Raw genomic sequence first — 22,297 nt, 5'->3', positions numbered from 1 at the left:
CCTTTCCCGGTATGATAGTCGCCCCCGCAGTCTGGATTGCGAATACGCCATGACCTTGCAGTACCCCACCATCGCCGATTGCGTCGGCAACACCCCGCTGGTCCGCTTGCAGCGCCTGCCGGGCAACACCAGCAATACCTTGTTGCTCAAGCTCGAAGGGAACAACCCGGCCGGCTCGGTCAAGGACCGCCCGGCGTTGTCGATGATCACCCGCGCCGAGTTGCGTGGGCAGATCAAGCCCGGCGACACCCTGATCGAAGCCACCTCCGGTAACACCGGGATTGCCCTGGCCATGGCCGCGGCGATCAAGGGCTACAAGATGGTCCTGATCATGCCCGACAACGGCAGCGCCGAGCGCAAGGCGGCGATGACCGCCTACGGCGCCGAGTTGATCCTGGTCACCCAGGAAGAAGGCATGGAAGGCGCCCGCGACCTCGCCGAGCGTATGGCTGCCGAAGGCCGTGGCCTGGTGCTGGACCAGTTCGCCAACGGCGACAACCCCGAGGCGCACTACACCACCACTGGCCCGGAAATCTGGCGCCAGACCCAGGGCACCATCACTCACTTCGTGAGTTCGATGGGCACCACCGGCACCATCATGGGCAATTCGCGCTACCTCAAGGAGCAGAATCCCGAGATCCAGATCGTCGGCCTGCAACCGATGGAAGGCGCAGCGATCCCGGGGATCCGTCGTTGGCCCGAGGAGTACTTGCCGAAGATCTACAACGCGGCTCGCGTCGATCGCATCATCGACATGGCCCAGCGTGAAGCCGAAGACACCACCCGCCGCCTGGCCCGTGAAGAAGGCATCTTCTGCGGCGTGTCGTCCGGTGGCGCGGTGGCCGGGATGTTGCGCTTGTCCCAGGAGTTGGAAAACGCGGTGATCGTCGCGATCATCTGTGACCGTGGCGACCGTTACCTGTCGACCGGCATTTTCGACGCGCCCAACTGATGGCCAAGCACGAGAGAGGCCTGCGCTTCCAACCGACGGGCGGCAGCCGGGCCCCACAGATTCCCGTAGGCAAGAAGCAGCGCCTGACCATCGAGCGCCTGGCCAACGACGGCCGCGGCATTGTGTTCTTTGAAGGCCGCACCTGGTTTGTCGTGGGTGCGCTGGCCGGCGAAGAGGTGGAAGCGCGGGTGTTGGGCGCCCACGGCAAAGTGGTCGAGGCGCGCACCGAGCGCGTATTTACCGCCAGCGAACTGCGCCGTCCGGCACCCTGTGTGCACGCCGGCCGTTGCGGCGGTTGCAGCCTGCAACACTTGCCCCATGACGAACAACTCGCCCTGAAACAGCGCATGCTCGCCGAGCAATTATCCCGTGTGGCAGGTGTCGAACCCCAGGAGTGGGCCGCGCCTTTGAGTGGGCCGGAATTCGGTTATCGCCGCCGCGCCCGCGTGGCCGTGCGCTGGGATGCCAAGGCGAAGAAACTTGAAGTCGGCTTTCGTGCCGTGGCCAGCCAGGACATCGTCGCCATCGACGATTGCCCGGTGCTGGTACAGGCCTTGCAACCGATCATGCAGCGTTTGCCCAACATGCTGCGGCGCTTGAGCAAGCCTCAGGCGTTGGGGCATGTGGAATTATTCAGTGGTTCGTCGATTGCCGTGTTGTTGCGACACATGGCGCCCTTGTCCGAAGCGGACCTGACGATCCTGCAGGAATTTTGCACGTTCCATGAAGCCCAACTGTGGCTGCATGGCGAGGGCCAGCCGCAACCGGTCGAACCAGACCAGGCCTTGGGCTATCGTCTGGAACCGTGGGATTTGCAGTTGGCGTACCGCCCGGGAGACTTTGTGCAGGTCAACGCCGGGGTCAACCAGGCGATGGTCGCCCAGGCGCTGGATTGGCTGGCGCCAAAGCCCGACGAGCGGGTGCTGGATTTGTTTTGTGGCTTGGGCAACTTCGCCTTGCCGCTGGCCCGCCAAGTGCGGGAAGTGGTGGCGGTGGAAGGCGTGCAGGCCATGGTGGACCGGGCGGCACAGAATGCCGTCAGCAATAATTTGCATAATGTTCAGTTTTTTCAGGCCGATTTGTCCCAGCCTTTGACCGACGCGGAATGGGCCAAACAGGGCTTTTCTGCGGTACTCTTGGACCCACCCCGCGATGGTGCCCTGGAGGTTGTGCGCAAGCTCGCTACCCTGGGGGCTGATCGCCTGGTGTATGTGTCCTGCAATCCGGCAACGCTGGCGCGGGACACGGTCGAGTTGGTCAAGCAAGGCTACCGGCTAAAACGTGCCGGGATCCTCGACATGTTTCCCCAGACGGCCCATGTCGAGGCCATGGCGTTATTTGAAGCGGGCTAGGATGCCCGTTTAATCCGACTGGCCTGCATCTCCTGGGCCTGTGACCTGCCAGGGAGCGTGCACAAGCTTTTTTTGTAAAGCAGGTCAGCGATGATTTTGACGCACTAAAAGGTGCGTCGTAGGGAAGGTAAGCAAGATGGTACAGGTGAGAGCACACCAGCCGATCAACACCGACGGCAGTATCAATCTCGAGGCATGGCTGGATCATGCCATCAGTGTCGACCCGGCACTGGACCGTGAAGCCTTGAAAGCAGCCTGCGAGTTCGCTCGTGAGTCTGAGCAGCAAGACAATGCGGCGAAGAACCTGTGGGCCGAAGGCACTTCAAGCTTTCGCACCGGGTTGGAAATCGCCGAGATCCTCGCCGATCTCAAGCTCGATCAGGATTCGCTGATCGCGGCGGTGCTGTATCGCGGCGTGCGTGAGGGGCATATTCAACTGCCCACCGTCAGCCAGCGTTTCGGCACCGTGGTGGCCAAGCTGATCGACGGCGTGCTGCGCATGGCGGCGATCAGTGCCAGCCTCAGCCCGCGCCAGTCGATGGTGCTGGGCACCCAGGGCCAGGTGGAAAACCTGCGCAAGATGCTGGTGGCGATGGTCGACGACGTGCGCGTCGCCTTGATCAAGCTGGCCGAGCGTACCTGCGCGATTCGGGCGGTGAAAACCGCCGACGACGAAAAGCGCAACCGCGTCGCCCGCGAGGTGTTCGACATCTACGCGCCGCTGGCCCACCGCCTGGGCATCGGCCATATCAAGTGGGAACTGGAGGACTTGTCCTTCCGTTACCTCGAACCCGATCAATACAAACAGATTGCCACGCTGCTCCATGAGCGGCGGCTGGACCGTGAGCGCTTTATCGCCGACGTGATGAGCCAGTTACGCACGGAATTGCAGGCCACCGGGGTTGAAGCCGACATCAGCGGCCGGGCCAAACACATCTATTCCATCTGGCGCAAAATGCAGCGCAAGGGCCTGGCCTTCAGCCAGATCTACGACGTGCGCGCCGTGCGTGTGCTGGTGCCGGAAATGCGCGACTGCTACACCGCGCTGGGTATCGTGCACACGCTGTGGCGGCACATCCCCAAGGAATTCGACGACTACATCGCCAACCCCAAGGAAAACGGTTACCGCTCATTGCACACGGCAGTGATCGGCCCCGAGGGCAAGGTGCTGGAAGTACAGATCCGCACCCACGCGATGCACGAAGAGGCGGAGCTGGGCGTATGCGCTCACTGGCGCTACAAGGGCACCGACGTCAAGGCCGGGTCGAACCAGTACGAAGAGAAAATCTCCTGGTTGCGCCAGGTGCTGGAGTGGCACGAAGAGCTGGGCGACATCGGCGGTTTGGCCGACCAGCTGCGGGTGGATATCGAACCTGACCGGGTCTACATCTTCACCCCCGACGGCCACGCGATCGACCTGCCCAAGGGCGCCACACCGCTGGATTTTGCGTACCGGGTGCACACCGAGATCGGCCACAACTGCCGTGGCGCCAAGATCAACGGGCGCATCGTGCCGCTCAACTACAGCCTGCAGACCGGTGAACAGGTCGAGATCATTACCAGCAAGCACGGTACGCCGAGCCGCGACTGGCTAAACCCGAACCTGGGCTACATCACCACGTCCAGGGCGCGGGCGAAGATCGTCCACTGGTTCAAATTGCAGGCGCGCGACCAGAACGTCGCCGCCGGCAAGACCTTGCTCGAGCGCGAATTGGCACGCCTGGGCCTGCCGCAGGTGGACTTCGACAAGCTGGCCGAAAAGGCCAACATGAAGATCGCCGAAGACATGTTCGCCGCCCTCGGTGCCGGCGATCTGCGCCTGGCGCAGTTGGTCAACCTGGCCCAGCAACTGGTTGAGCCGGAGCGTGGCAGCGAGCAGCTGGAACTGATTCCACGCAAGGCCACCGGCTACAAGCCGGGCAAGCGGGGCGATATCCAGATCCAGGGCGTCGGCAACCTGATGACGCAAATGGCCGGCTGCTGCCAGCCATTGCCGGGCGACGCCATCGTCGGTTACATCACTCAGGGCCGCGGGGTGAGCATTCACCGCCAGGACTGTGCCTCGGTGTTGCAACTGGGCGGGCGCGAGCCGGAGCGGATCATCCAGGTCAGTTGGGGCCCGGTGCCGGTGTTGACCTATCCGGTGGACATCATCATTCGTGCCTACGACCGTTCCGGGCTGCTGCGTGATGTGTCGCAGGTGCTGCTCAATGAGCGGATCAACGTGCTGGCGGTCAACACCCGCTCGAACAAAGAGGACAACACGGCGCTGATGTCCCTGACCATCGAGATTCCGGGGCTGGACGCGTTGGGTCGGTTGCTGGGGCGTATTTCCCAGTTGCCGAACATTATTGAGACCCGGCGTAATCGCACGCCATGAGTAGCTGGATGAGCGCGGACTGAAATGTGGGAGCGGGCTTGCTCGCGAAGGCGATGTGTCTGTCAAATATCAGGCAACTGACACGACGCCTTCGCGAGCAAGCCCGCTCCCACATTTGATCCTCAGCGTTCCCACTTCTGCGGAAAGAGACTGATGTATTCACTTGAAGACCTGCTGCACCTGATGAACCGCCTGCGCGACCCGCAATACGGTTGCCCGTGGGACATCAAGCAAACCTACGCCACCATCGTCCCCCACACCCTGGAAGAAGCCTACGAAGTCGCCGATGCGATCGAGCGCGGGGATTTTGATCACCTGCAAGGTGAGCTGGGCGACCTGTTGTTCCAGGTGGTGTATTACAGCCAGCTGGCGCGGGAAGAAGGGCGCTTCGAATTCGCCGGGGTGATCGACAGCATTACCCGCAAGTTGATTCGCCGTCACCCGCATGTGTTTCCCACGGGAGACTTGTACGCGCCGCTGGATATTCCGCAGCTGAGCGAAGAGCAGGTCAAGCAGCGTTGGGAAGAAATAAAGGCCGAGGAGCGTGCGGAAAAGTCCGACGTCCCACAGCAGTTATCCCTGCTGGATGATGTGCCCACGGCCTTGCCGGCGCTTTCCCGCGCCGCCAAATTGCAAAAGCGTGCCGGGCAGGTGGGTTTCGACTGGCCGGCCGCGTTGCCCGTGGTGGATAACGTGCGCGAAGAGCTGGATGAAGTGCTCGAAGCCATGGCCGATAACGACCCGGCCGCCATCGCCGATGAAGTAGGTGACCTGCTGTTTGCGGCGGTCAACCTGGCCCGTCACCTCCAGGTCGACCCGGAAGCAGCCTTGCGTTTAGCCAACGCTAAATTCGAACGACGTTTCCGATTTATCGAACAGGCATTGCGCGAGACCCACCGTCCCATAGAAGATTGCACCCTCGAAGAGTTGGACGCCCTGTGGGGCGAAGCCAAACGCCAGGAAAAGAATCTGTCCAGCTGCGGCTGAGCCGTTGCCCAAGTGAGTAAGCACCATGAGCATTTCCCTTCGCGACCAGTTGCTCAAAGCAGGCCTGGTCAACCAAAAGCAGGCCAAGCAGGTCGGCAAAGAGAAACAGAAACAGCAGCGCCTGGTGCATAAAGGCCAGGCCGAAGCGGACGATAGCCAGGCGCGCCTGGCCATCCAGGCGCATGCCGAAAAGGTCAAGCGCGACCAGGAGCTGAACCGTCAGCAGCAGGAAAAAGCCGAGGCCAAGGCCCGCGTTGCGCAGGTCAAGCAATTGATCGAAACCTCGCGCCTGCCCAAGCTGACCACCGAGGACTACTACAACTTCGTGGACGACAAGAAGGTCAAGCGCCTGTCGGTCAACACGCTGATGCGTAACAAGCTGAGCAACGGCTCCCTGGCGATCGTGCACCACGGTGGCGGTTACGAGGTGATCCCGCGCGAAGCCGCGCTGAAGATCCAGGAGCGGGCGCCGGAGCGCATCGTCCAGATGAACGTGCTGACCGAAAGCCAGGTGCCGGATGAGGACGATCCGTACGCCGCCTACCAGATCCCTGATGACCTGATGTGGTAATGCGTTAGAAACTCCATTGTGGCAAGGGAGCTTATTGTGGTGAGTGAGCTTGTTGTGGCGAGGCAGCTTGCTGTGGCGAGGGAGCTTGCTCCCGCTGGGGCGCGAAGCGCCCCCAAAATCCCAATCCCAACCCCAAAAACACAAACCCCGCTCAAAAGGCGGGGTTTGTGTTTATAGACACTCCAGCTGCGTGGGGCTGGTTATCTACAGGATTTCAGAGTTTCAGGAGCTTTGCGCCTGGCGTTTCATCTCAAGGGTCTCGAGCTCGTTTTTATAATTATGAGCTTCGGCCTCGTCGTGAAACATGCCGACCAGCAGGTCTTGCTGGTGTACATCCCAGATGTGAATCCCGTGGGCTACTGCTTCGTGGGACATATGTTCATCGTCGCGTTCAGTTACTTTTACAGTCATCTGCTTGCTCCAATCTCTGGTTGATCTGCGGCAAGGCGTCGCAGGCCTTTGTTATATGATTTGTTAGCTTGCTAAGTAAATAACCAGGAATTGCAACACACCTTTACAGAAACTGGAGTAATCCCGCGAGCCCACGGAAACCGCGACATTGCGTCGCAGGGCGCTGAGTTTTATGACAAAAGTTTCATGTTGGCGTCAGGCGGCAGGCGAAAAAAAGCCCCGCGTACGCGAGGCTCTTTCATTGCGCAGAGGATCAGCTGCCTTTGACAGCCTTGCCGTCAACGGTACCGTCTTGCAGCATGATGTTGTATTCCTTGCCGTCAGTCTCGACCTGGCGCAGGGCAACCAGGATGCCGCCCCAGTCCTTGGCAAACCACATTTGGGTAATGCGCTTGCTTTGAGTCGGGTCACGCACGCGCTCGACCTTGATCGCATCGATGGAGCCGGCTTTGGTCTGGACCTTTTCCGGGCCGATCACGCGGAAGTCGTAGGTATCGACATCAGTGCCTTCGACGACGTTGTAGCTCATGCTTTTCTTGCCGGCTGCCACATCGCGCTGCAATGCCAACTGGTAGGTCGACTTGTCGAGCATGCCGCTTTGAAGGGCCACGTTGACCGGGTCCTTGTTTTCAAAGCCGGTGACTTTCTTGGCCGTCTGATCGAAGTCGAGGTTGATCTTCTTCGTCTTGCCCAGGCCACCGCGTTCGAAGGTGTAGCTCACCGGTTGCAGGGCGTCTTTGTCGAAGCGGATCACGCTGGTTTCAGTCAGGCTGGCGATCATCATGGAAGCCTTGAAATTCAAGGTCCAGCTGCCGTTGTCATTCTTGGTCAGGCTGCGTTCTGCCGAACCACTCATGGGCAACTGTTTCCAGTCGGCGGTGTAGCTGGCGGAGAAAGGGTGAAGGTCTGCCGCTTGCACGGCAGGCAAGGCGAACAGCGCAAAAGCGAAGAGCAGGGCGCGACGCATAAAGTCTCCTAGGTTCGAATCAAGTGGCCGCTGGCCGCAAGTAACTGACCGTCCAATAATGCACCGTGGTCGCCAAGAATCAACCGTCCCTCAGCGAACCAGCGAACAGCCAGCGGGTAAATCCTGTGTTCCTGGGCGTGAACCCGTTGCGCAAGCGTCTGCGCAGAGTCCGCAGACTCTACCGGAACTACTGCCTGTACGACCAGAGGCCCGCCATCGAGTTCCTCGGTGACAAAGTGCACGCTGCAGCCGTGCTCGGTGTCGCCGGCCTCCAGGGCACGCTGGTGGGTGTGTAACCCTTTGTATTTTGGCAGCAGGGACGGGTGGATATTCAGCAGACGCCCGTTGTAGTGACGCACGAAGTCAGCGCTGAGAATGCGCATGAAGCCGGCCAGTACCACGAGTTTGGGGTTGAAGGCGTCGATCAGTTCGATCAAGGCGCTGTCGAAGGCCTCGCGGCCTTCAAAAGCCTTGTGATCCAGGGAGCGGGTGTCGATACCTGCGTCCCTGGCGCGTTGCAGGCCGTAGGCGTCGCTGCGGTTGGAAATCACCGCAGCGATGCGCACCGGGCTGTCGCCGGCGCGCGTGCTGTCGATCAGGGCCTGCAAGTTACTGCCGGTGCCGGAGAGCAGCACCACGACATCACAGGTTGCAGGCATCAGTGCGCCTTAAGGTTCTTCAGTTCAACCTGAGCCGCGCCTTCAGGGGCGGTAGCGATCTGGCCGATGACCCAAGGCTGTTCGCCGGCTTCACGCAATACGTTCAGCGCGCTTTCAACGTGCTCTTGAGCCACGCAGATGACCATGCCCACGCCGCAGTTCAGCACGCGGTGCATCTCGGTTTCGTTGACGTTGCCTTTCTCTTGCAGCCAGTCGAAGACTGCCGGGCGCTGCCAGCTGGCCACGTCGACAATCGCCTGGGCGCCTTTAGGCAGTACGCGCGGGATGTTGTCCAGCAGGCCGCCACCGGTGATGTGGGCCATGGCCTTGACCGCGCCGGTGTCCTTGATCAGCTTGAGCAACGGCTTCACGTAGATGCGGGTCGGGGCCATCAGCAGGTCGGTCAAGGGCTTGCCGTCGAGCTGGATGGTTTCGATGTCGGCGCCGGACACTTCGATGATCTTGCGGATCAGCGAGTAGCCGTTGGAGTGCGGGCCGGACGATGGCAGGGCCAGCAGGGCGTCACCGGCAGCCACCTTGGAACCGTCGATGATTTCGGATTTTTCGACAACACCGACGCAGAAACCGGCCAGGTCGTAGTCTTCGCCTTCGTACATGCCTGGCATTTCAGCGGTTTCGCCGCCGACCAGGGAGCAGCCGGACAGTTCGCAGCCAGCGCCAATGCCGGTGACCACCTGGGTAGCGGTCTCGACGTTGAGCTTGCCGGTGGCATAGTAGTCAAGGAAGAACAGCGGTTCGGCGCCGCACACCACCAGGTCGTTCACGCACATGGCAACCAGGTCGATGCCGATGCTGTCGTGCTTGTTCAGGTTCAGTGCCAGGCGCAGCTTGGTGCCTACACCGTCGGTGCCGGAGACCAATACAGGCTGCTTGTAGCCGGCCGGGATCTCGCAGAGGGCGCCAAAACCGCCCAGGCCGCCCATGACTTCGGGGCGCGCAGTGCGCTTGGCGACGCTCTTGATGCGTTCGACCAATGCTTCACCGGCGTCGATGTCTACACCGGCGTCCTTGTAGCTCAGGGAGGGTTGCTTGCTCATGATCCAGGCCTTTAGGGGGGATTCAGGGGTAACGACCGAATGCGGCGGGTGTACCGAAACCTGCAGTTTCAGCACGGCCTGCCATTGACGGTCTGCGAAGGCGCGCGATTTTATCAGGCTTGAGGGGCAGCGGCCATCCTCGGGCCGACGGGCAGGGGCAATAGCTGTTAAAAAAATCGCTAATCGAGTCGGTCACAGGCCCTATTAAGGTATAGCCTTTAACTCGCTATCGTTATGACAGTACAAAAACTTGCCGAGACCCTGTGAATGTTTTGCCGGTCGCTGTGGTCACAGCCTTGCTCAACAGTGTTCACGCGGTCTGTTCCAACCGCTTATTTGCCGTTCGGGAATCTTCTTTCATGGGTCTGAGTAAATATTTTTTTGTGGGCTGCTTGTCGTTGGTCAGCCTGGCGAGTCATGCCGAAACCCTCAATGGTCTCTATCAAGTGCTGGAGCCGGTCAGCAGTCAGTCTCCCCAGGAGCGCGACCAGGCGACCCAGCGTGCCCTGCAAACCCTGGTGATCCGCCTGACCGGCGACGCCAAGGCCGCCGATGGCCCGGGCCTGGCGGCGATCCGCAAAGACCCGCAACAAATCATCAGTCAGTATGGCTACGACGCCGGCCCGCCGGAAAGCCTGCAGGTGGATTTCGACCCGGTCAGCACCGACCGCGCGTTGCGTGGCGCGGGCCTGGCGCTGTGGGGCAGCAATCGGCCATCGATCCTCGGTTGGTGGCTGAACGACTCCGTGGAAGGCAGCAGCCTGGTCGGTGATGGCCAGGCCGTCGCCCAGCCGCTGCGCCGCGCGGCCCAGCACCGTGGTTTGCCGCTGCGTCTGCCATTGGGTGACCTGGACGAACAGATCGTCGCCACCGCCCCGAATCTTGAAAGCCCTGACGCCACACCGCTGCGCGCCGCGTCCGAGCGTTATGGTGCCGATGCCTTGCTGGCGGTGCATGCTCGCGAAGACGGCGGCCAATGGTCGGCCAAATGGCGCCTGTGGCTGGGGGATAAAAGCGAGCAGGGCACCGCCACCGGCACTGATACTGCCGCATTGGCTGACGCCGTGCTGCTGGCCGTCAGCGAACGCCTGGCACCACGCTTTGCGGTCAAGGCCGGCGCTGCCACCAGTGATCAGTTGCTGGAAGTGCAGGGCATGAATCTCGAGCATTACGCCGCCCTCGGCCATCTGCTGGAACCGTTCGGTGCCCAGCCAGTGCGCGTGGACGGCACTCGCATCGTTTATCGGGTGAATGGCAGCGCCGAGCAGCTGCGCACCCAGTTGAGCCTGGCCAAGTTGCAGGAAATCCCGGCAGGTGAAGCTCCGGCTCCACAGCCGGTGGTAGAAGGCGCGCAACCGGCACCGGTCGAGCCGACGCCGCAGCTACGTTTTCATTGGTAAGTGTTCTTCCTTCTTATATAGAAGCAGGAAGCAAATAACAGAGGGAGTGGTTTATGGCGGATACGCGTCGTTGGGTGTGGCTTGGCGGGATTGTCCTGCTGTGCGTTTTTGTGTTCCTGCTGCATTCGATCCTGACGCCGTTCCTGGTCGCGTTACTGCTGGCCTACCTGTTCGATCCGGTGGTGGATCGCCTGGAAAAGATCGGCCTGTCACGTACCTGGGGCGTGGTGGCGGTGTTTGCGTTGTTCACCTTGATCATCACGGCGCTGGTCCTGGTGCTGGTGCCGATGTTGGCCAAGCAGCTGTTCAAGCTCTATGAGCTGGCGCCGCAGATGCTCGACTGGCTGCAACACACGGCCATGCCGTGGGCGCAGGCCAAGCTGGGGCTGGCAGACGGCTTCTGGAAGTTCGACAAGGTCAAGGCGGCCATCAGCGAGCACATGGGCCAGACCACCGACATTGTCGGCGTGGTGCTGAGCCAGGCGACGGCGTCGAGCCTGGCGCTGATTGGCTGGCTGACCAACCTGGTGCTGATCCCGGTCGTGGCGTTCTACCTGCTGCGGGACTGGGACATCATGATGGCCAAGATCCGCGGCCTGCTGCCGCGCGACCGTGAGGAGCGCATTGTCTCCCTGGCCGAGGAGTGTCATGAGGTGCTCGGCGCCTTCGTCCGTGGCCAGTTGCTGGTGATGCTGGCGCTGGGGATCATCTACGCGGCGGGGTTGATGGCGATCGGCCTGGAACTGGGGCTGTTGATCGGCCTGATCGCCGGCCTGGCAGCCATCGTGCCTTATATGGGCTTCGTGATTGGTATCGGTGCGGCGCTGGTGGCCGGGTTGTTCCAGTTCCACGGCGACCTGTACCCGATGCTCGGGATTGTCGCGGTGTTCATGGTCGGCCAGGCCCTGGAAGGCATGGTGCTGACGCCGTTGCTGGTGGGCGACCGGATCGGCCTGCACCCGGTGGCGGTGATCTTTGCGATCCTGGCGGGCGGCGAGCTGTTCGGCTTTACCGGCATTCTGCTGGCACTGCCGGTGGCGGCGGTGATCATGGTGCTGGTGCGCCATGTGCACGACTTGTACAAGGACTCGGACATGTACGCCGGAACCGACGAACCGGAGTTATAACCGCAGCATCACAAACCCGGCTCAAGGCCGGGTTTGTCATTTATCGGCTCTGGCGTTTCGCCATTGCGTCAAACATTCCTCACCAAATCCAACAAGTTAACGCAAACCTTTGATTTTGCTTGTGGTCTGCTGCATTGTGCGCCCGGCGTCACGGGTATAAACTTTGCAAACTTTACACAGAGGTCACTAACGGTTCGATTGGAACCGTTCAGTCAGCATGAAACCGATTCAGCTGCCCCTAGGTGTGCGTCTGCGTGACGACGCCACCTTTATCAATTACTACCCAGGCGCCAATGCCGCTGCACTCGGCTATGTCGAGCGGCTCTGCGAAGCCGACGCCGGGTGGACCGAAAGCTTGATCTACCTCTGGGGCAAGCACGGCGTGGGGCGTACCCACTTGTTACAGGCCGCTTGCCTGCGCTTCGAACAGATGGGTGAACCGGCGGTGTACCTGCCGCTGGCGGAGCTGCTGGACCGCGGTATCGAGATCCTCGACAACCTTGAACAATACGAACTGGTCTGCCTGGACGATTTGCAGGCAGTGGCGGGGCGGGCAGATTGGGAAGAGGCATTGTTCCATCTGTTCAACCGCTTGCGTGACAGCGGCCGGCGCTTGTTGATTGCCGCCTCCACCTCGCCACGTGAGCTGCCGGTGAAGCTGGCGGACTTGAAGTCGCGGCTGACCCTGGCGCTGATTTTCCAGATGCGCCCGTTGTCCGACGAAGACAAACTGCGGGCCCTGCAACTGCGTGCTTCGCGCCGCGGGTTGCACCTGACCGATGAAGTCGGGCATTTTATTCTCACTCGCGGTACACGCAGCATGAGCGCACTGTTCGACTTGCTCGAACAGCTCGACCAGGCTTCCTTGCAAGCCCAGCGCAAGCTGACTATTCCCTTCCTCAAAGAAACCCTGGGCTGGTAGCCAGCCCTTTAAAACCGGGGCTTTCGGCAAATTACAGGCGCCAGAAAACCTGCGTTTGGGCCGTTTTGGCCACGCAAATGGCTGGCATAGGGTGTTAAGGGCTTAGATGTCATAGTCCAAACAAGAAGTCACATAGATCACGATTGAATTTGCAAATCGATGTGATAGAAGGCATAGTCTCGGCTTCTTTACACATCAGCCACGGTCGTGCCCATGCTAAATCGCTTCGCACCCCTCGTGCCTCTCGCACTCGTTACCCTGTTGTTTGGTTGCGCCACCCACACTCAAAACGTGGCTGAGCAGCAAAAACCAGTACAGCAGTCCCAGGCAAAATTCGTTGCGTCGCAGTCTTCCACTGTTTATCAGGAAGAGATCGCAACTGAAAAAGAACTCGCCGACTTCGCCGGCGCCAAGCCTTACCAGCTTCCCGTTCTGGCCGACAGCATTCTCGAACGCGGCATGTCCCTGATCGGTACCCGTTACCGTTTCGGCGGTACCTCTGAAGCCGGTTTCGACTGCAGCGGTTTCATCGGCTACCTGTTCCGCGAAGAAGCCGGCATGAACCTGCCGCGTTCCACCCGCGAAATGATCAACGTGGATGCACCGTTGGTCGCGCGGAACAACCTCAAGCCCGGTGATCTGCTTTTCTTTAGTACGGCTGGCCGTGGTCGTGTCAGCCACGCCGGTATCTACCTGGGCGACAACCAGTTTATCCACTCCAGCAGCCGCCGCAGCGGTGGTGTGCGAGTCGACAACCTGGGTGACAGCTACTGGAGCAAAACCTTCATCGAAGCCAAGCGCGCCTTGGCGATGGCCCCGACTACCGTTACCGCTAGCAAGTAAAGTTAAAGTGATACTTGAAGTTTGACGTGTAAGCGCTAGAATCCCTGGACATTGTTGTAAATTGATCGCGCGAGCTTTGCTTGCGCGTTCTGTTTTTCAACGTTCGGCAGCGAAAGCCGCATCCAGATCAGGATTGTTCTGCCCATGTCGACCTCGGCCCGCCTAATTCTTCTCGTTTGCGCCGCGCTGCTCAGCGCCTGCGCAAGTCGTCCTCCGCCTGCTCCCGTGGCCGTCAAGCCCAAGCCGGTGTTCAACACCTATGCCACCCAAAGTTTCTCGCCTGCGGCCGAAGACGTGCTTTTTCGTGCGCTGGGCCTGGTCGGCACGCCTTATCGCTGGGGCGGCAATACGCCGGACTCGGGGTTTGATTGCAGTGGCTTGATCGGTTTCGTCTACCGTGACGCGGCGGGCATCTCCTTGCCACGTACCACTCGCGAGCTGATCGTGATGCGCGCCCAGGACGTGAGCGAAAACAACCTGCAGACCGGTGACCTGATCTTCTTCGCCACGGGTGGCGGCTCGCAGGTCAGCCACGCCGGGATCTACGTGGGAGAAGGGCGCTTTGTGCATGCGCCGCAAACCGGCGGTACGGTGAAGCTGGACACGCTGTCCAAAGCCTATTGGCAAAACGCCTACCTGAGCGCCAAGCGTGTGTTGCCAGCCGAGCACCTGGCACGAAACCCCTAGGAAAACACGAAACCAAATGTGGGAGCGGGCTTGCTCGCGAATGCGGTGGATCAGTCGACAACAAGCTGACTGACACACTGCATTCGCGAGCAAGCCCGCTCCCACATTTGTTTTGCGGTGTTTGCGAAGCTGGCTATTTAGCCGCCGACACTCGCCACACCTTGTTCCCCACGTCATCCGCCACCAGCAAATCCCCCTGCTTGTCGATCACCACGCCGACCGGGCGGCCCATGGCTTTCTCGTCGCTGTCGAGGAACCCGGTCAGCACATCCACCGGCTGGCCTTTGGGTTTGCCGCCTTCAAACGGCACGAAGATCACCTTGTAGCCACTGTGTGGCTTGCGGTTCCACGAACCATGCTGGCCGATAAACGCGCCATTGCTGAATTGCGCCGGTAGCTTGCTGCCCTCGGCAAAGGTCAGTCCCAAGGAGGCTGTGTGCGGGCCTACCGCGTAGTCCGGGGCAATCGCCTTGGCTACCAGTTCCGGGTTCTGCGGACTCACCCGCACATCCACGTGCTGCCCGTAGTAACTGAAGGGCCAGCCATAGAACGCGCCATCCTTGACCGAGGTGATGTAGTCCGGCACCAGGTCGCTGCCGATTTCATCGCGCTCATTCACCGCCGTCCACAGCTTGCCGCTTTGCGGTTCCCAGGCCATGCCGTTGGGGTTGCGCAGGCCGGAGGCGAAGATGCGGTGCTGGCCGGTGGCGCGGTCCACTTCCCAGATCGCGGCGCGGCCTTGTTCGGCTTCCAGGCCGTTTTCCGCGACGTTGCTGTTGGAGCCCACGCTGACGTACAACTTGCTGCCGTCCTGGCTCGCGACCACGTTCTTGGTCCAGTGATGGTTGATGCTGCCGCCCGGCAAGTCGGTCACCGTGGTTCCGGCTTCCTTGATCGAGGTTTGGCCTGGCTGATAGGGGAAGCGCAGCAGCTTGTCCGAATCGGCCACATACAGGTCGCTGCCCACCAGTGTCATGCCGAACGGCGAGTTCAGGTTCTCCAGGAACACCGTGCGGGTTTCGGCTATGCCGTCGTGGTCGGCGTCCCGCAGCAGGGTGATGCGGTTGGGGCTCGGCACGGCGGCCCCGGCGCGGCCCATGACTTTCTCCATCACCCAGCCACGAATACCCTTGGAATCGTCCGGCTTGGGTGGCGCATTGGTTTCTGCCACCAGCACATCGCCATTGGGCAGCACATACAGCCAGCGCGGATGGTCCAGGCCTTCGGCAAACGCCGCTACTTGAGTGCCTGCCGCCGCCGTTGGCTTGGTGCCTTCGGGCCAGCCGATGGCCGGGGCGATATTCACCGTGGGGATCAGGGTTTTATTCGGTTCCGGCAGTTTGGGCGAGGGCCCGGTGCCGTCGGACACTTGCAGGGTAGAGCTTTCGCCGCAGGCGGCGAGGGTGCCGGCGAGCATGATCAGTAGGGCAAGTCGGGTCTTGTGCATGGTTTTCTCCTTAATACCTGTAGCGGTAGAGGCACGCAGCGGCCCGATGGTTCACGCGCATGTCCGGCTTTAATTGACGCTCCACCCCCAACCCACTAACCTTCGCGGCTTGTTTCAGGTGCTCTGTGGCGTACGCGCCGACTGAGTGAAACAGGGAAGCCGGTGAGTGAGCGCATTTTTCTACAGTGCTGCCACGATCCCGGCGCTGCCCCCGCAACGGTAAATGAGTCAAGACGGTGCCTTAAGCCACTGTATCGCCCGCGATATGGGAAGGCGCACCTTCGGCATCCAATGCCACTCATGAGCCCGGAGACCGGCCTGATCCATCCAACAGCATCACGGTGGGCGATGCTTGGCTGTCTGTATGTGTCTTTTTCCTGCCCGCCGTTTTTGTCCAGCCCCAACGGAGAGCTGCCATGACTGAATCCCCCGATCGTGACGAACGCCACCTGGCGCGCATGCTGCGCAAAAAAGCCGTGATTGACGAGCGCATTGCCAATTCACCGAACGAGTGCGGGTTGCTGCTGGTGCTTACCGGCAATGGCAAAGGCAAGAGCAGCTCGGCCTTTGGCATGCTCGCCCGGGCCATGGGCCACGGCATGCAGTGTGGCGTGGTGCAGTTCATCAAGGGCCGCAACAGCACTGGCGAAGAACTGTTCTTCCGCCGTTTCCCCGAGCAGGTGCGCTTCCACGTGATGGGCGAAGGTTTTACCTGGGAAACCCAGGACCGTGCTCGCGACATCGTGGCCGCCGAAGCCGCCTGGGCGGTCTCCCGGGAAATGCTGCAGAACCCGGCCATCGGCCTGGTGGTGCTGGATGAACTGAACATCGCCCTCAAGCACGGCTACCTCGACCTGGACCAGGTACTCAGCGACCTGCAGGCCCGCCCGCCGATGCAACACGTGCTGGTCACCGGCCGTGGCGCGAAACCCGAATTGATCGAAATGGCCGACACCGTAACTGAAATGGGCATGCTCAAGCATGCATTCCAGGCGGGTATCAAGGCGCAGAAAGGCATCGAACTTTGAATCAGCCCCGTCACTGTCCTGCTGTGCTGATCGCCGCACCGGCGTCCGGCCAGGGCAAAACCACCGTCACCGCCGCGCTCGCCCGTTTGCACCGCAACCTGGGGCGCAAGGTGCGAGTGTTCAAATGCGGCCCGGACTTTCTCGACCCGATGATCCACGAGCGCGCCAGTGGTGCGCCGGTCTATCAATTGGACATGTGGATGGTCGGCGAGCAGGAAAGTCGCCGATTGCTGTGGGAAGCGGCGGGGGAAGCCGACCTGATCCTGATCGAAGGCGTAATGGGCCTGTTCGACGGCACGCCGTCCAGCGCCGACCTGGCGCGGCATTTTGGCGTGCCGGTACTGGCGGTCATCGATGGCACGGCCATGGCCCAGACCTTCGGTGCCCTGGCATTGGGCCTGGCGCGTTACCAGCCGGACCTGCCGTTTGCCGGCGTGCTGGCCAACCGCGTCGGCACGCTGCGCCATGCGCAACTGCTTGAAGGCAGCCTGACCGAAGGCCTGCGCTGGTACGGCGCACTGTCCCGGGAAACCGGGATCGAATTGCCCAGCCGCCACCTTGGCCTGGTGCAGGCCAGCGAATTGAACGACCTCGACCTGCGCCTCGACGCCGCCGCCCAGGCCCTGGGCAGCAGCTGTGAGGTAGCGCTGCCACCGCCGGTGGAATTCGCTGCGCCCGAGGTGATCGAGGCCCAACCGTTGCTGGCCGGCGTGCGCATCGCCGTGGCCCGCGACGAAGCCTTCGCGTTTACCTACGGCGCCAGCCTCGACCTGTTGCGAGCGATGGGCGCCGAGCTGCGCTTCTTCTCGCCGATTCGTGACCGCGCATTGCCCGAAGCTGACAGCCTCTACCTGCCCGGCGGTTATCCGGAATTGCATCACCAGGCGCTGTCGGAAAATACCGCGATGCTCGACGCCATCCGCGCCCACCACGCTGCTGGCAAGCCACTGCTGGCCGAATGCGGCGGCATGCTCTATCTGCTGGACTCGCTCACCGATGTCGACGGCACCCGTGCCGAACTGGTCGGCCTGCTCCAGGGCGACGCCGTGATGCAAAAGCGTCTGGCGGCACTGGCCCTGCAAAACGTCGAACTGCCCGAAGGCCTCTTGCGCGGTCACACCTACCATCACTCGCTGACCAGCACCGAGTGGCAGCCGATTGCCCGGGGCCTGAGCCCGAATGGCGGGCGCGGTGCCGAGGCGGTTTATCGTCAGGGCCGGATGACGGCTTCCTACGTGCACTTTTATTTCCCGTCCAACCCGATGGCGGTGGCTGCCTTGTTTGCGCCAAGCCTTGAGACCGCCATCGCAGGCAAGCCCGCTCCCACAGTTGACCGAGTTGAAACGCAATCTACTGTGGGAGCGGGCTTGCCCGCGATGAGGCCATGACTGACAACGCCTTTCCGGAAGCCGACCGCGAAGCCGTCTACCGCGCTATCGCCGAACGCCGCGACATGCGGCACTTCAGCGGTGGCAGCGTGGCGCCGCAATTGCTCCATCGCCTGCTGCAAGCCGCGCACCAGGCGCCGAGCGTCGGCTTGATGCAGCCCTGGCGTTTTATCCGCATCAGCGACCGCAACCTGCGCGGCCAGATCCAGCAGCTAGTGGAAGAAGAACGCGTACGCACCGCCGAGGCTCTCGGCGAGCGCTCCGACCAGTTCATGAAGCTCAAGGTCGAAGGCATCAACGACTGCGCCGAAGTGCTGGTGGCTGCCTTGATGGACGACCGCGAGCGGCATATCTTCGGGCGCCGCACCTTGCCGGAAATGGACATGGCATCGTTGTCCTGTGCGATTCAGAATCTATGGCTGGCGGCTCGTGTCGAAGGGCTGGGCATGGGCTGGGTCTCGCTGTTCGAGCCCCAGGCCCTGGCCGATCTGCTGGGCCTGCCGCCCGGTGCCAAGCCGTTGGCCGTGTTGTGCCTGGGCCCGGTGGCCGAGTTCTACCCGGCACCGATGTTGCAGCTCGAAGGCTGGACCGAACCACGGCCGCTGAGTGACATGTTGTACGAGAATGTTTGGGGAGTGAGTCAATGAGTGTGGCCTTGCTGAGTGTCGCTGCCGTGGCGCTGGATGCGCTGCTGGGCGAGCCCAGGCGCTGGCATCCGCTGGTGGCGTTCGGTAATTTTGCCGGGCGTATCGAGCAGCGTTTCAACTCCGGCGGCCGTGGCTGGCGCAGCCATGGCGTTACCGCCTGGGTGATTGCGGTGGTGCCGCTGACCCTGCTGGCCACGGCCCTCTCGTGGGCGCCTTACATCGGTTGGGTCCTGGAAATCCTCGCGCTGTATTGCGCCCTCGGCATGCGCAGCCTCGGCGAACACGTGCTGCCGGTGGCGCAAGCGTTACGCAGTGATGATCTGGACGAGGCCCGCAAGCGTGTCAGCTATCTGGTGAGCCGCCAGACCAGCGAGCTGGATCGCACCGAAGTCGCCCGTGCAGCCACCGAATCGGTGCTGGAAAACGGCAGCGACGCGGTATTTGCCGCCTTGTTCTGGTTTGTGGTCGCTGGCGTGCCCGGCGTGGTGCTCTATCGCCTGAGCAACACCCTGGATGCCATGTGGGGCTATCGCAATGAACGCTTTGAGCGTTTCGGCTGGGCCGCAGCAAAGATCGATGACGTGCTCAACTACATTCCGGCGCGCCTGGTGGCGTTGACCTACGCGCTGCTGGGCAAAACCCGCCTGGCTCTCAAATGCTGGCGCACCCAGGGCCCGACCTGGGACAGCCCCAACGCCGGCCCGGTGATGGCTGCGGGTGCCGGTGCCCTTGGCGTGGAGTTGGGCGGTGCAGCGATTTATCACGGTGAGCTGCACCAGCGCCCGCCACTGGGCGAAGGCCCGCCGGCGGATGCGGATTCCATCGAGCGTGGCTGGCAACTGGTGCAACGCGGCGTGTGGCTGTGGTTGCTGATCCTGTGTGTGGGGGCTGAGTTTTATGCTTGAGCACGGTGGCCGCTTGCGCAAGGCGGCGATGCAGTACGGCATTCCAGAAGCAGACTGGCTGGACCTGTCCAGCGGCCTGGCGCCATGGCCGTTTCCGATTCCGGAAATCCCGCTGCGGGCCTGGGCGCGCCTGCCTGAAAACGACGACGGCCTGGAGCAGGCTGCCTGTGAATATTACGGCACGCCCCATGTATTGCCGGTGGCCGGCTCCCAGGCCGCGATCCAGTTATTGCCGCGCCTGCGCCGGGCCGGCAAGGTCGGTGTGCTGTCGCCGTGTTACGCCGAACACGCTGAAGCCTGGCGTCGCGCCGGCTACATCGTGCGCGAAGTGCTGGAGCAGGAAGTCGACTTCTTCCTCGACAGCCTCGACGTGCTGGTGGTGGTCAACCCCAACAACCCCACCGGCCTGAGCCTGACGCCGCAACGCCTGCTGGACTGGCATGCTCGCCTGGCCCAACGCGGCGGCTGGCTGGTGGTGGATGAAGCCTTTATGGACATCACCCCGCAACTGAGCCTGGCGGGCCAGGCCCATCAAGTCGGCCTGATCGTGCTGCGCTCGTTCGGCAAATTCTTCGGCCTGGCCGGAGTGCGGCTGGGGTTCGTGCTGGCCGAGCGCAAGCTGCTCAAGCTGCTCGCCGAACAGGTGGGGCCGTGGGCCGTCAGCGGGCCGACGCGGGTGCTTGGGCAAGTATGCCTGCGCGATACGGCCGGCCATGCGCAACAGCGGCTGCGTTGCGAATCGGCCAGCCAGCGCCTGTTTGATGTGCTTGAACGCCACGACTTGCGGCCCCAGGGCGGCTGCGCGTTGTTCCAGTGGATGATCACGGACCGGGCTGAGCAGTTGCATGAATTCATGGCCCAGCGTGGCATTCTGCTGCGTTTGTTTGTCGACAACAGCAGCCTGCGTTTCGGCCTGCCGGATACCGAGGCCGACTGGTTGCGGCTGGAACAGGCACTGAAGGCCTACAAGGAAGCCTCATGAGTACCTTGATGGTGCAGGGCACCACCTCTGACGCCGGCAAAAGCACGCTGGTGACCGCACTCTGCCGCTGGCTGGTGCGCCAGGGCATCCCGGTGGTGCCCTTCAAGCCGCAGAACATGGCGCTCAACAGCGCCGTGACCGCCGAAGGTGGCGAGATCGGCCGGGCCCAGGCGGTGCAGGCCCAGGCCGCGAACCTGGCGCCCCATACCGACATGAACCCGGTGCTGCTCAAACCCAACAGCGACACGGGCTCCCAAGTGATCATCCACGGGCGCGCCGTGACCACCATGAATGCCGTGGCTTATCACGATTACAAAGCCATCGCGATGCAAGCGGTGCTGGCCTCTCATGCGCGGTTGAGTGCGGCTTACCCGGTGGTGATGGTCGAGGGTGCGGGTTCGCCGGCCGAGATCAATCTGCGGGCGAACGACATTGCCAACATGGGCTTTGCCGAAGCGGTGGACTGCCCGGTGCTGCTGATTGCCGACATCAATCGTGGCGGGGTGTTTGCGCACCTGGTGGGTACGCTGGAATTGTTGTCGCCGACCGAACAGGCGCGGGTCAAAGGCTTCATCATCAACCGGTTTCGCGGGGATATTGCGTTGTTGCAGCCGGGGCTGGATTGGCTGGAAGCGCGCACGGGCAAGCCGGTGGTGGGGGTGTTGCCGTATGTGATGGATTTGCACCTGGAGGCCGAGGACGGCATCGACCAGCGCCAGATCGACAAGGCGGCGCAAGTGCTCAAGGTGGTGGTGCCGGTATTGCCGCGGATCAGTAATCACACGGATTTTGATCCGTTGCGGTTGCACCCGCAGGTGGATTTGCAGTTTGTGGGGCCGGGGCAGGCGATTCCTGCGGCGGACCTGATTATTTTGCCGGGCTCGAAGAGTGTGCGCAGTGATTTGGCGTATTTGCGGGCCAACGGGTGGGACACGGCGGTGGCTCGGCATCTGCGTTATGGCGGGAAGGTGCTGGGGATTTGTGGTGGGTTGCAGATGCTCGGCGAGCAGGTGCACGACCCGCTGGGGTTGGAAGGGCCTTGTGGTTCTAGCGCTGGGCTGGGGTTGTTGGCGTTCAGTACGACCCTGGAGGAGGAGAAGCAGCTGCGTAACGTGCGGGGGCGGTTGTTGCTGGAGGAGGCCGAGGTGAGTGGGTATGAGATCCACGCGGGTGTAACCAGTGGCGCTGGCTTGGTGCGGGCTGCGGTGCAGTTGGACGATGGGCGCCTGGATGGGGCTCAGAGTGAGGATGGGCAGGTTCTCGGGACCTATCTGCATGGGGTGTTTGAAACGCCGGCTGCGTGTAGTGCGTTGTTGCGGTGGGCGGGGTTGGAGGATGTGCAGGAGGTGGATTATCACGGGTTGCGGGAGCGGGATATTGAGCGGTTGGCGGACTTGGTAGAGCGGCACCTGGATACCGGGTTGCTGCGTTCGTTGTGTGGGGTTTGAGTTGGTTGTAATGGACCGTGTACATATCCGTTGCTGCGGTAACGGCCGCTTATGGTTCCGCTCTTACAGCGGGTCACTTTTGGCAAACGCCCCAAAAGTAACCAAAAGGTCTTTGCCCCACCACTCGGTGCCTCGC

The 22,297-nt window shown here is 61.9% G+C and carries 21 protein-coding genes and 1 riboswitch; of the genes, 16 read left to right on the top strand and 5 right to left on the bottom strand.

Annotated features, from left to right (window positions below; translation table 11 throughout):
* Positions 1-49 precede the first annotated feature (49 nt).
* The 5 genes from cysM to HX805_RS22435 all read left to right on the top strand — a co-directional run bounded on the left by cysM (position 50) and on the right by HX805_RS22435 (position 6,242).
* Positions 50-952 (top strand): cysteine synthase CysM, encoded by a 903-nt coding sequence (cysM, locus tag HX805_RS22455; protein ID WP_003210736.1) that lies wholly within the window; start codon positions 50-52, stop codon positions 950-952.
* The gene (gene rlmD / locus HX805_RS22450) at positions 952-2,304 is read left to right on the top strand and encodes a 23S rRNA (uracil(1939)-C(5))-methyltransferase RlmD (protein WP_008438175.1); all 1,353 of its coding nucleotides are present in this window, start codon (positions 952-954) and stop codon (positions 2,302-2,304) included. Before cysM ends, rlmD begins: the two co-directional genes overlap by 1 nt.
* A 136-nt stretch (positions 2,305-2,440) precedes the next feature.
* A complete protein-coding gene (gene relA, locus HX805_RS22445) occupies positions 2,441-4,684 on the top strand; it encodes a GTP diphosphokinase (protein WP_003210738.1) in 2,244 nt (747 codons plus the stop codon).
* A gap of 153 nt (positions 4,685-4,837) precedes the next feature.
* Positions 4,838-5,671, top strand: coding sequence for a nucleoside triphosphate pyrophosphohydrolase (gene mazG, locus HX805_RS22440; protein ID WP_008438185.1), 834 nt, complete (start codon positions 4,838-4,840; stop codon positions 5,669-5,671).
* A 25-nt stretch (positions 5,672-5,696) separates the two neighbouring features.
* Positions 5,697-6,242 carry a DUF2058 domain-containing protein gene (locus HX805_RS22435; protein ID WP_003210740.1) on the top strand — a complete coding sequence of 182 codons (546 nt, stop codon included), beginning with the start codon at positions 5,697-5,699 and terminating at the stop codon, positions 6,240-6,242.
* 222 nt (positions 6,243-6,464) lie between these two features.
* Here the strand turns inward: HX805_RS22435 and HX805_RS22430 are convergent, their stop codons facing one another.
* The 4 genes from HX805_RS22430 to purM all read right to left on the bottom strand — a co-directional run bounded on the left by HX805_RS22430 (position 6,465) and on the right by purM (position 9,337).
* A complete protein-coding gene (locus HX805_RS22430; protein ID WP_003210741.1) occupies positions 6,465-6,653 on the bottom strand; it encodes a hypothetical protein in 189 nt (62 codons plus the stop codon).
* Positions 6,654-6,906: 253 nt separating this feature from the next.
* Positions 6,907-7,620, bottom strand: coding sequence for a DUF3108 domain-containing protein (locus HX805_RS22425; protein ID WP_003210742.1), 714 nt, complete (start codon positions 7,618-7,620; stop codon positions 6,907-6,909).
* Positions 7,621-7,628: 8 nt separating this feature from the next.
* Positions 7,629-8,279 (bottom strand): phosphoribosylglycinamide formyltransferase, encoded by a 651-nt coding sequence (purN, locus tag HX805_RS22420; protein WP_087694819.1) that lies wholly within the window; start codon positions 8,277-8,279, stop codon positions 7,629-7,631.
* On the bottom strand, positions 8,279-9,337 hold the full coding sequence (gene purM, locus HX805_RS22415) for a phosphoribosylformylglycinamidine cyclo-ligase (RefSeq protein WP_008438191.1): 1,059 nt from the start codon (positions 9,335-9,337) through the stop codon (positions 8,279-8,281). Before purM ends, purN begins: the two co-directional genes overlap by 1 nt.
* A gap of 359 nt (positions 9,338-9,696) precedes the next feature.
* Here purM and HX805_RS22410 point away from each other — a divergent pair, with 359 nt between their 5' ends.
* The 5 genes from HX805_RS22410 to HX805_RS22390 all read left to right on the top strand — a co-directional run bounded on the left by HX805_RS22410 (position 9,697) and on the right by HX805_RS22390 (position 14,316).
* Complete coding sequence (locus tag HX805_RS22410; RefSeq protein WP_003210745.1) at positions 9,697-10,737, top strand: DUF2066 domain-containing protein; 1,041 nt, start codon at positions 9,697-9,699, stop codon at positions 10,735-10,737.
* Positions 10,738-10,790: 53 nt separating this feature from the next.
* Complete coding sequence (locus tag HX805_RS22405; protein WP_003210746.1) at positions 10,791-11,864, top strand: AI-2E family transporter; 1,074 nt, start codon at positions 10,791-10,793, stop codon at positions 11,862-11,864.
* A gap of 217 nt (positions 11,865-12,081) precedes the next feature.
* Positions 12,082-12,786, top strand: coding sequence for a DnaA regulatory inactivator Hda (gene hda, locus HX805_RS22400; RefSeq protein ID WP_003210747.1), 705 nt, complete (start codon positions 12,082-12,084; stop codon positions 12,784-12,786).
* 213 nt (positions 12,787-12,999) lie between these two features.
* Positions 13,000-13,629 (top strand): C40 family peptidase, encoded by a 630-nt coding sequence (locus HX805_RS22395; RefSeq protein WP_003210748.1) that lies wholly within the window; start codon positions 13,000-13,002, stop codon positions 13,627-13,629.
* A gap of 144 nt (positions 13,630-13,773) precedes the next feature.
* The gene (locus HX805_RS22390) at positions 13,774-14,316 is read left to right on the top strand and encodes a C40 family peptidase (protein ID WP_003210749.1); all 543 of its coding nucleotides are present in this window, start codon (positions 13,774-13,776) and stop codon (positions 14,314-14,316) included.
* 133 nt (positions 14,317-14,449) lie between these two features.
* Here the strand turns inward: HX805_RS22390 and HX805_RS22385 are convergent, their stop codons facing one another.
* Positions 14,450-15,763 carry a sorbosone dehydrogenase family protein gene (locus HX805_RS22385; protein WP_177080150.1) on the bottom strand — a complete coding sequence of 438 codons (1,314 nt, stop codon included), beginning with the start codon at positions 15,761-15,763 and terminating at the stop codon, positions 14,450-14,452.
* Between the two features lie 99 nt (positions 15,764-15,862).
* Positions 15,863-16,100: riboswitch (cobalamin riboswitch) on the top strand.
* Positions 16,101-16,179: 79 nt separating this feature from the next.
* Here HX805_RS22385 and cobO point away from each other — a divergent pair.
* From cobO to HX805_RS22355, 6 genes are read left to right on the top strand one after another with little or no spacing between them, the layout of a single operon-like run.
* On the top strand, positions 16,180-16,791 hold the full coding sequence (gene cobO / locus HX805_RS22380) for a cob(I)yrinic acid a,c-diamide adenosyltransferase (RefSeq protein WP_003210751.1): 612 nt from the start codon (positions 16,180-16,182) through the stop codon (positions 16,789-16,791).
* Entirely contained in the window at positions 16,788-18,179 is a 1,392-nt protein-coding gene (locus HX805_RS22375; RefSeq protein ID WP_177050374.1) for a cobyrinate a,c-diamide synthase, read from the top strand. The genes cobO and HX805_RS22375 overlap by 4 nt, the downstream gene beginning before the upstream one ends.
* Complete coding sequence (gene bluB, locus HX805_RS22370) at positions 18,176-18,826, top strand: 5,6-dimethylbenzimidazole synthase (RefSeq protein WP_003210753.1); 651 nt, start codon at positions 18,176-18,178, stop codon at positions 18,824-18,826. Before HX805_RS22375 ends, bluB begins: the two co-directional genes overlap by 4 nt.
* On the top strand, positions 18,823-19,731 hold the full coding sequence (gene cbiB, locus HX805_RS22365; RefSeq protein ID WP_087694822.1) for an adenosylcobinamide-phosphate synthase CbiB: 909 nt from the start codon (positions 18,823-18,825) through the stop codon (positions 19,729-19,731). The genes bluB and cbiB overlap by 4 nt, the downstream gene beginning before the upstream one ends.
* Positions 19,724-20,713, top strand: coding sequence for a threonine-phosphate decarboxylase CobD (cobD, locus tag HX805_RS22360; protein WP_003210755.1), 990 nt, complete (start codon positions 19,724-19,726; stop codon positions 20,711-20,713). The genes cbiB and cobD overlap by 8 nt, the downstream gene beginning before the upstream one ends.
* Positions 20,710-22,161 (top strand): cobyric acid synthase, encoded by a 1,452-nt coding sequence (locus tag HX805_RS22355; RefSeq protein WP_177022925.1) that lies wholly within the window; start codon positions 20,710-20,712, stop codon positions 22,159-22,161. Before cobD ends, HX805_RS22355 begins: the two co-directional genes overlap by 4 nt.
* Positions 22,162-22,297: the final 136 nt, after the last annotated feature.

Origin of the sequence: Pseudomonas sp. G5001, assembly GCF_013385475.1 — a bacterium.
Classification (GTDB): Bacteria; Pseudomonadota; Gammaproteobacteria; order Pseudomonadales; family Pseudomonadaceae; genus Aquipseudomonas.
Note: the sequence above shows the minus strand (reverse complement) of the source record. Positions and strands in the feature narration are given on the sequence as shown.

Excerpts from the sequence above, each read along its gene's own strand:
- HX805_RS22410 (WP_003210745.1), top strand. The coding sequence starts at position 9,697 with ATGGGTCTGAGTAAATATTTTTTTGTGGGCTGCTTGTCGTTGGTCAGC.
- relA (WP_003210738.1), top strand. The coding sequence starts at position 2,441 with ATGGTACAGGTGAGAGCACACCAGCCGATCAACACCGACGGCAGTATC.
- rlmD (WP_008438175.1), top strand. The coding sequence starts at position 952 with ATGGCCAAGCACGAGAGAGGCCTGCGCTTCCAACCGACGGGCGGCAGC.
- HX805_RS22405 (WP_003210746.1), top strand. The coding sequence starts at position 10,791 with ATGGCGGATACGCGTCGTTGGGTGTGGCTTGGCGGGATTGTCCTGCTG.
- HX805_RS22385 (WP_177080150.1), bottom strand. The coding sequence starts at position 15,763 with ATGCACAAGACCCGACTTGCCCTACTGATCATGCTCGCCGGCACCCTC.
- HX805_RS22425 (WP_003210742.1), bottom strand. The coding sequence starts at position 7,620 with ATGCGTCGCGCCCTGCTCTTCGCTTTTGCGCTGTTCGCCTTGCCTGCC.
- HX805_RS22355 (WP_177022925.1), top strand. The coding sequence starts at position 20,710 with ATGAGTACCTTGATGGTGCAGGGCACCACCTCTGACGCCGGCAAAAGC.
- cbiB (WP_087694822.1), top strand. The coding sequence starts at position 18,823 with ATGAGTGTGGCCTTGCTGAGTGTCGCTGCCGTGGCGCTGGATGCGCTG.
- HX805_RS22430 (WP_003210741.1), bottom strand. The coding sequence starts at position 6,653 with ATGACTGTAAAAGTAACTGAACGCGACGATGAACATATGTCCCACGAA.
- cobO (WP_003210751.1), top strand. The coding sequence starts at position 16,180 with ATGACTGAATCCCCCGATCGTGACGAACGCCACCTGGCGCGCATGCTG.
- HX805_RS22390 (WP_003210749.1), top strand. The coding sequence starts at position 13,774 with ATGTCGACCTCGGCCCGCCTAATTCTTCTCGTTTGCGCCGCGCTGCTC.
- hda (WP_003210747.1), top strand. The coding sequence starts at position 12,082 with ATGAAACCGATTCAGCTGCCCCTAGGTGTGCGTCTGCGTGACGACGCC.
- bluB (WP_003210753.1), top strand. The coding sequence starts at position 18,176 with ATGACTGACAACGCCTTTCCGGAAGCCGACCGCGAAGCCGTCTACCGC.
- purN (WP_087694819.1), bottom strand. The coding sequence starts at position 8,279 with ATGCCTGCAACCTGTGATGTCGTGGTGCTGCTCTCCGGCACCGGCAGT.
- purM (WP_008438191.1), bottom strand. The coding sequence starts at position 9,337 with ATGAGCAAGCAACCCTCCCTGAGCTACAAGGACGCCGGTGTAGACATC.
- cobD (WP_003210755.1), top strand. The coding sequence starts at position 19,724 with ATGCTTGAGCACGGTGGCCGCTTGCGCAAGGCGGCGATGCAGTACGGC.
- mazG (WP_008438185.1), top strand. The coding sequence starts at position 4,838 with ATGTATTCACTTGAAGACCTGCTGCACCTGATGAACCGCCTGCGCGAC.
- HX805_RS22395 (WP_003210748.1), top strand. The coding sequence starts at position 13,000 with ATGCTAAATCGCTTCGCACCCCTCGTGCCTCTCGCACTCGTTACCCTG.
- HX805_RS22435 (WP_003210740.1), top strand. The coding sequence starts at position 5,697 with ATGAGCATTTCCCTTCGCGACCAGTTGCTCAAAGCAGGCCTGGTCAAC.
- cysM (WP_003210736.1), top strand. The coding sequence starts at position 50 with ATGACCTTGCAGTACCCCACCATCGCCGATTGCGTCGGCAACACCCCG.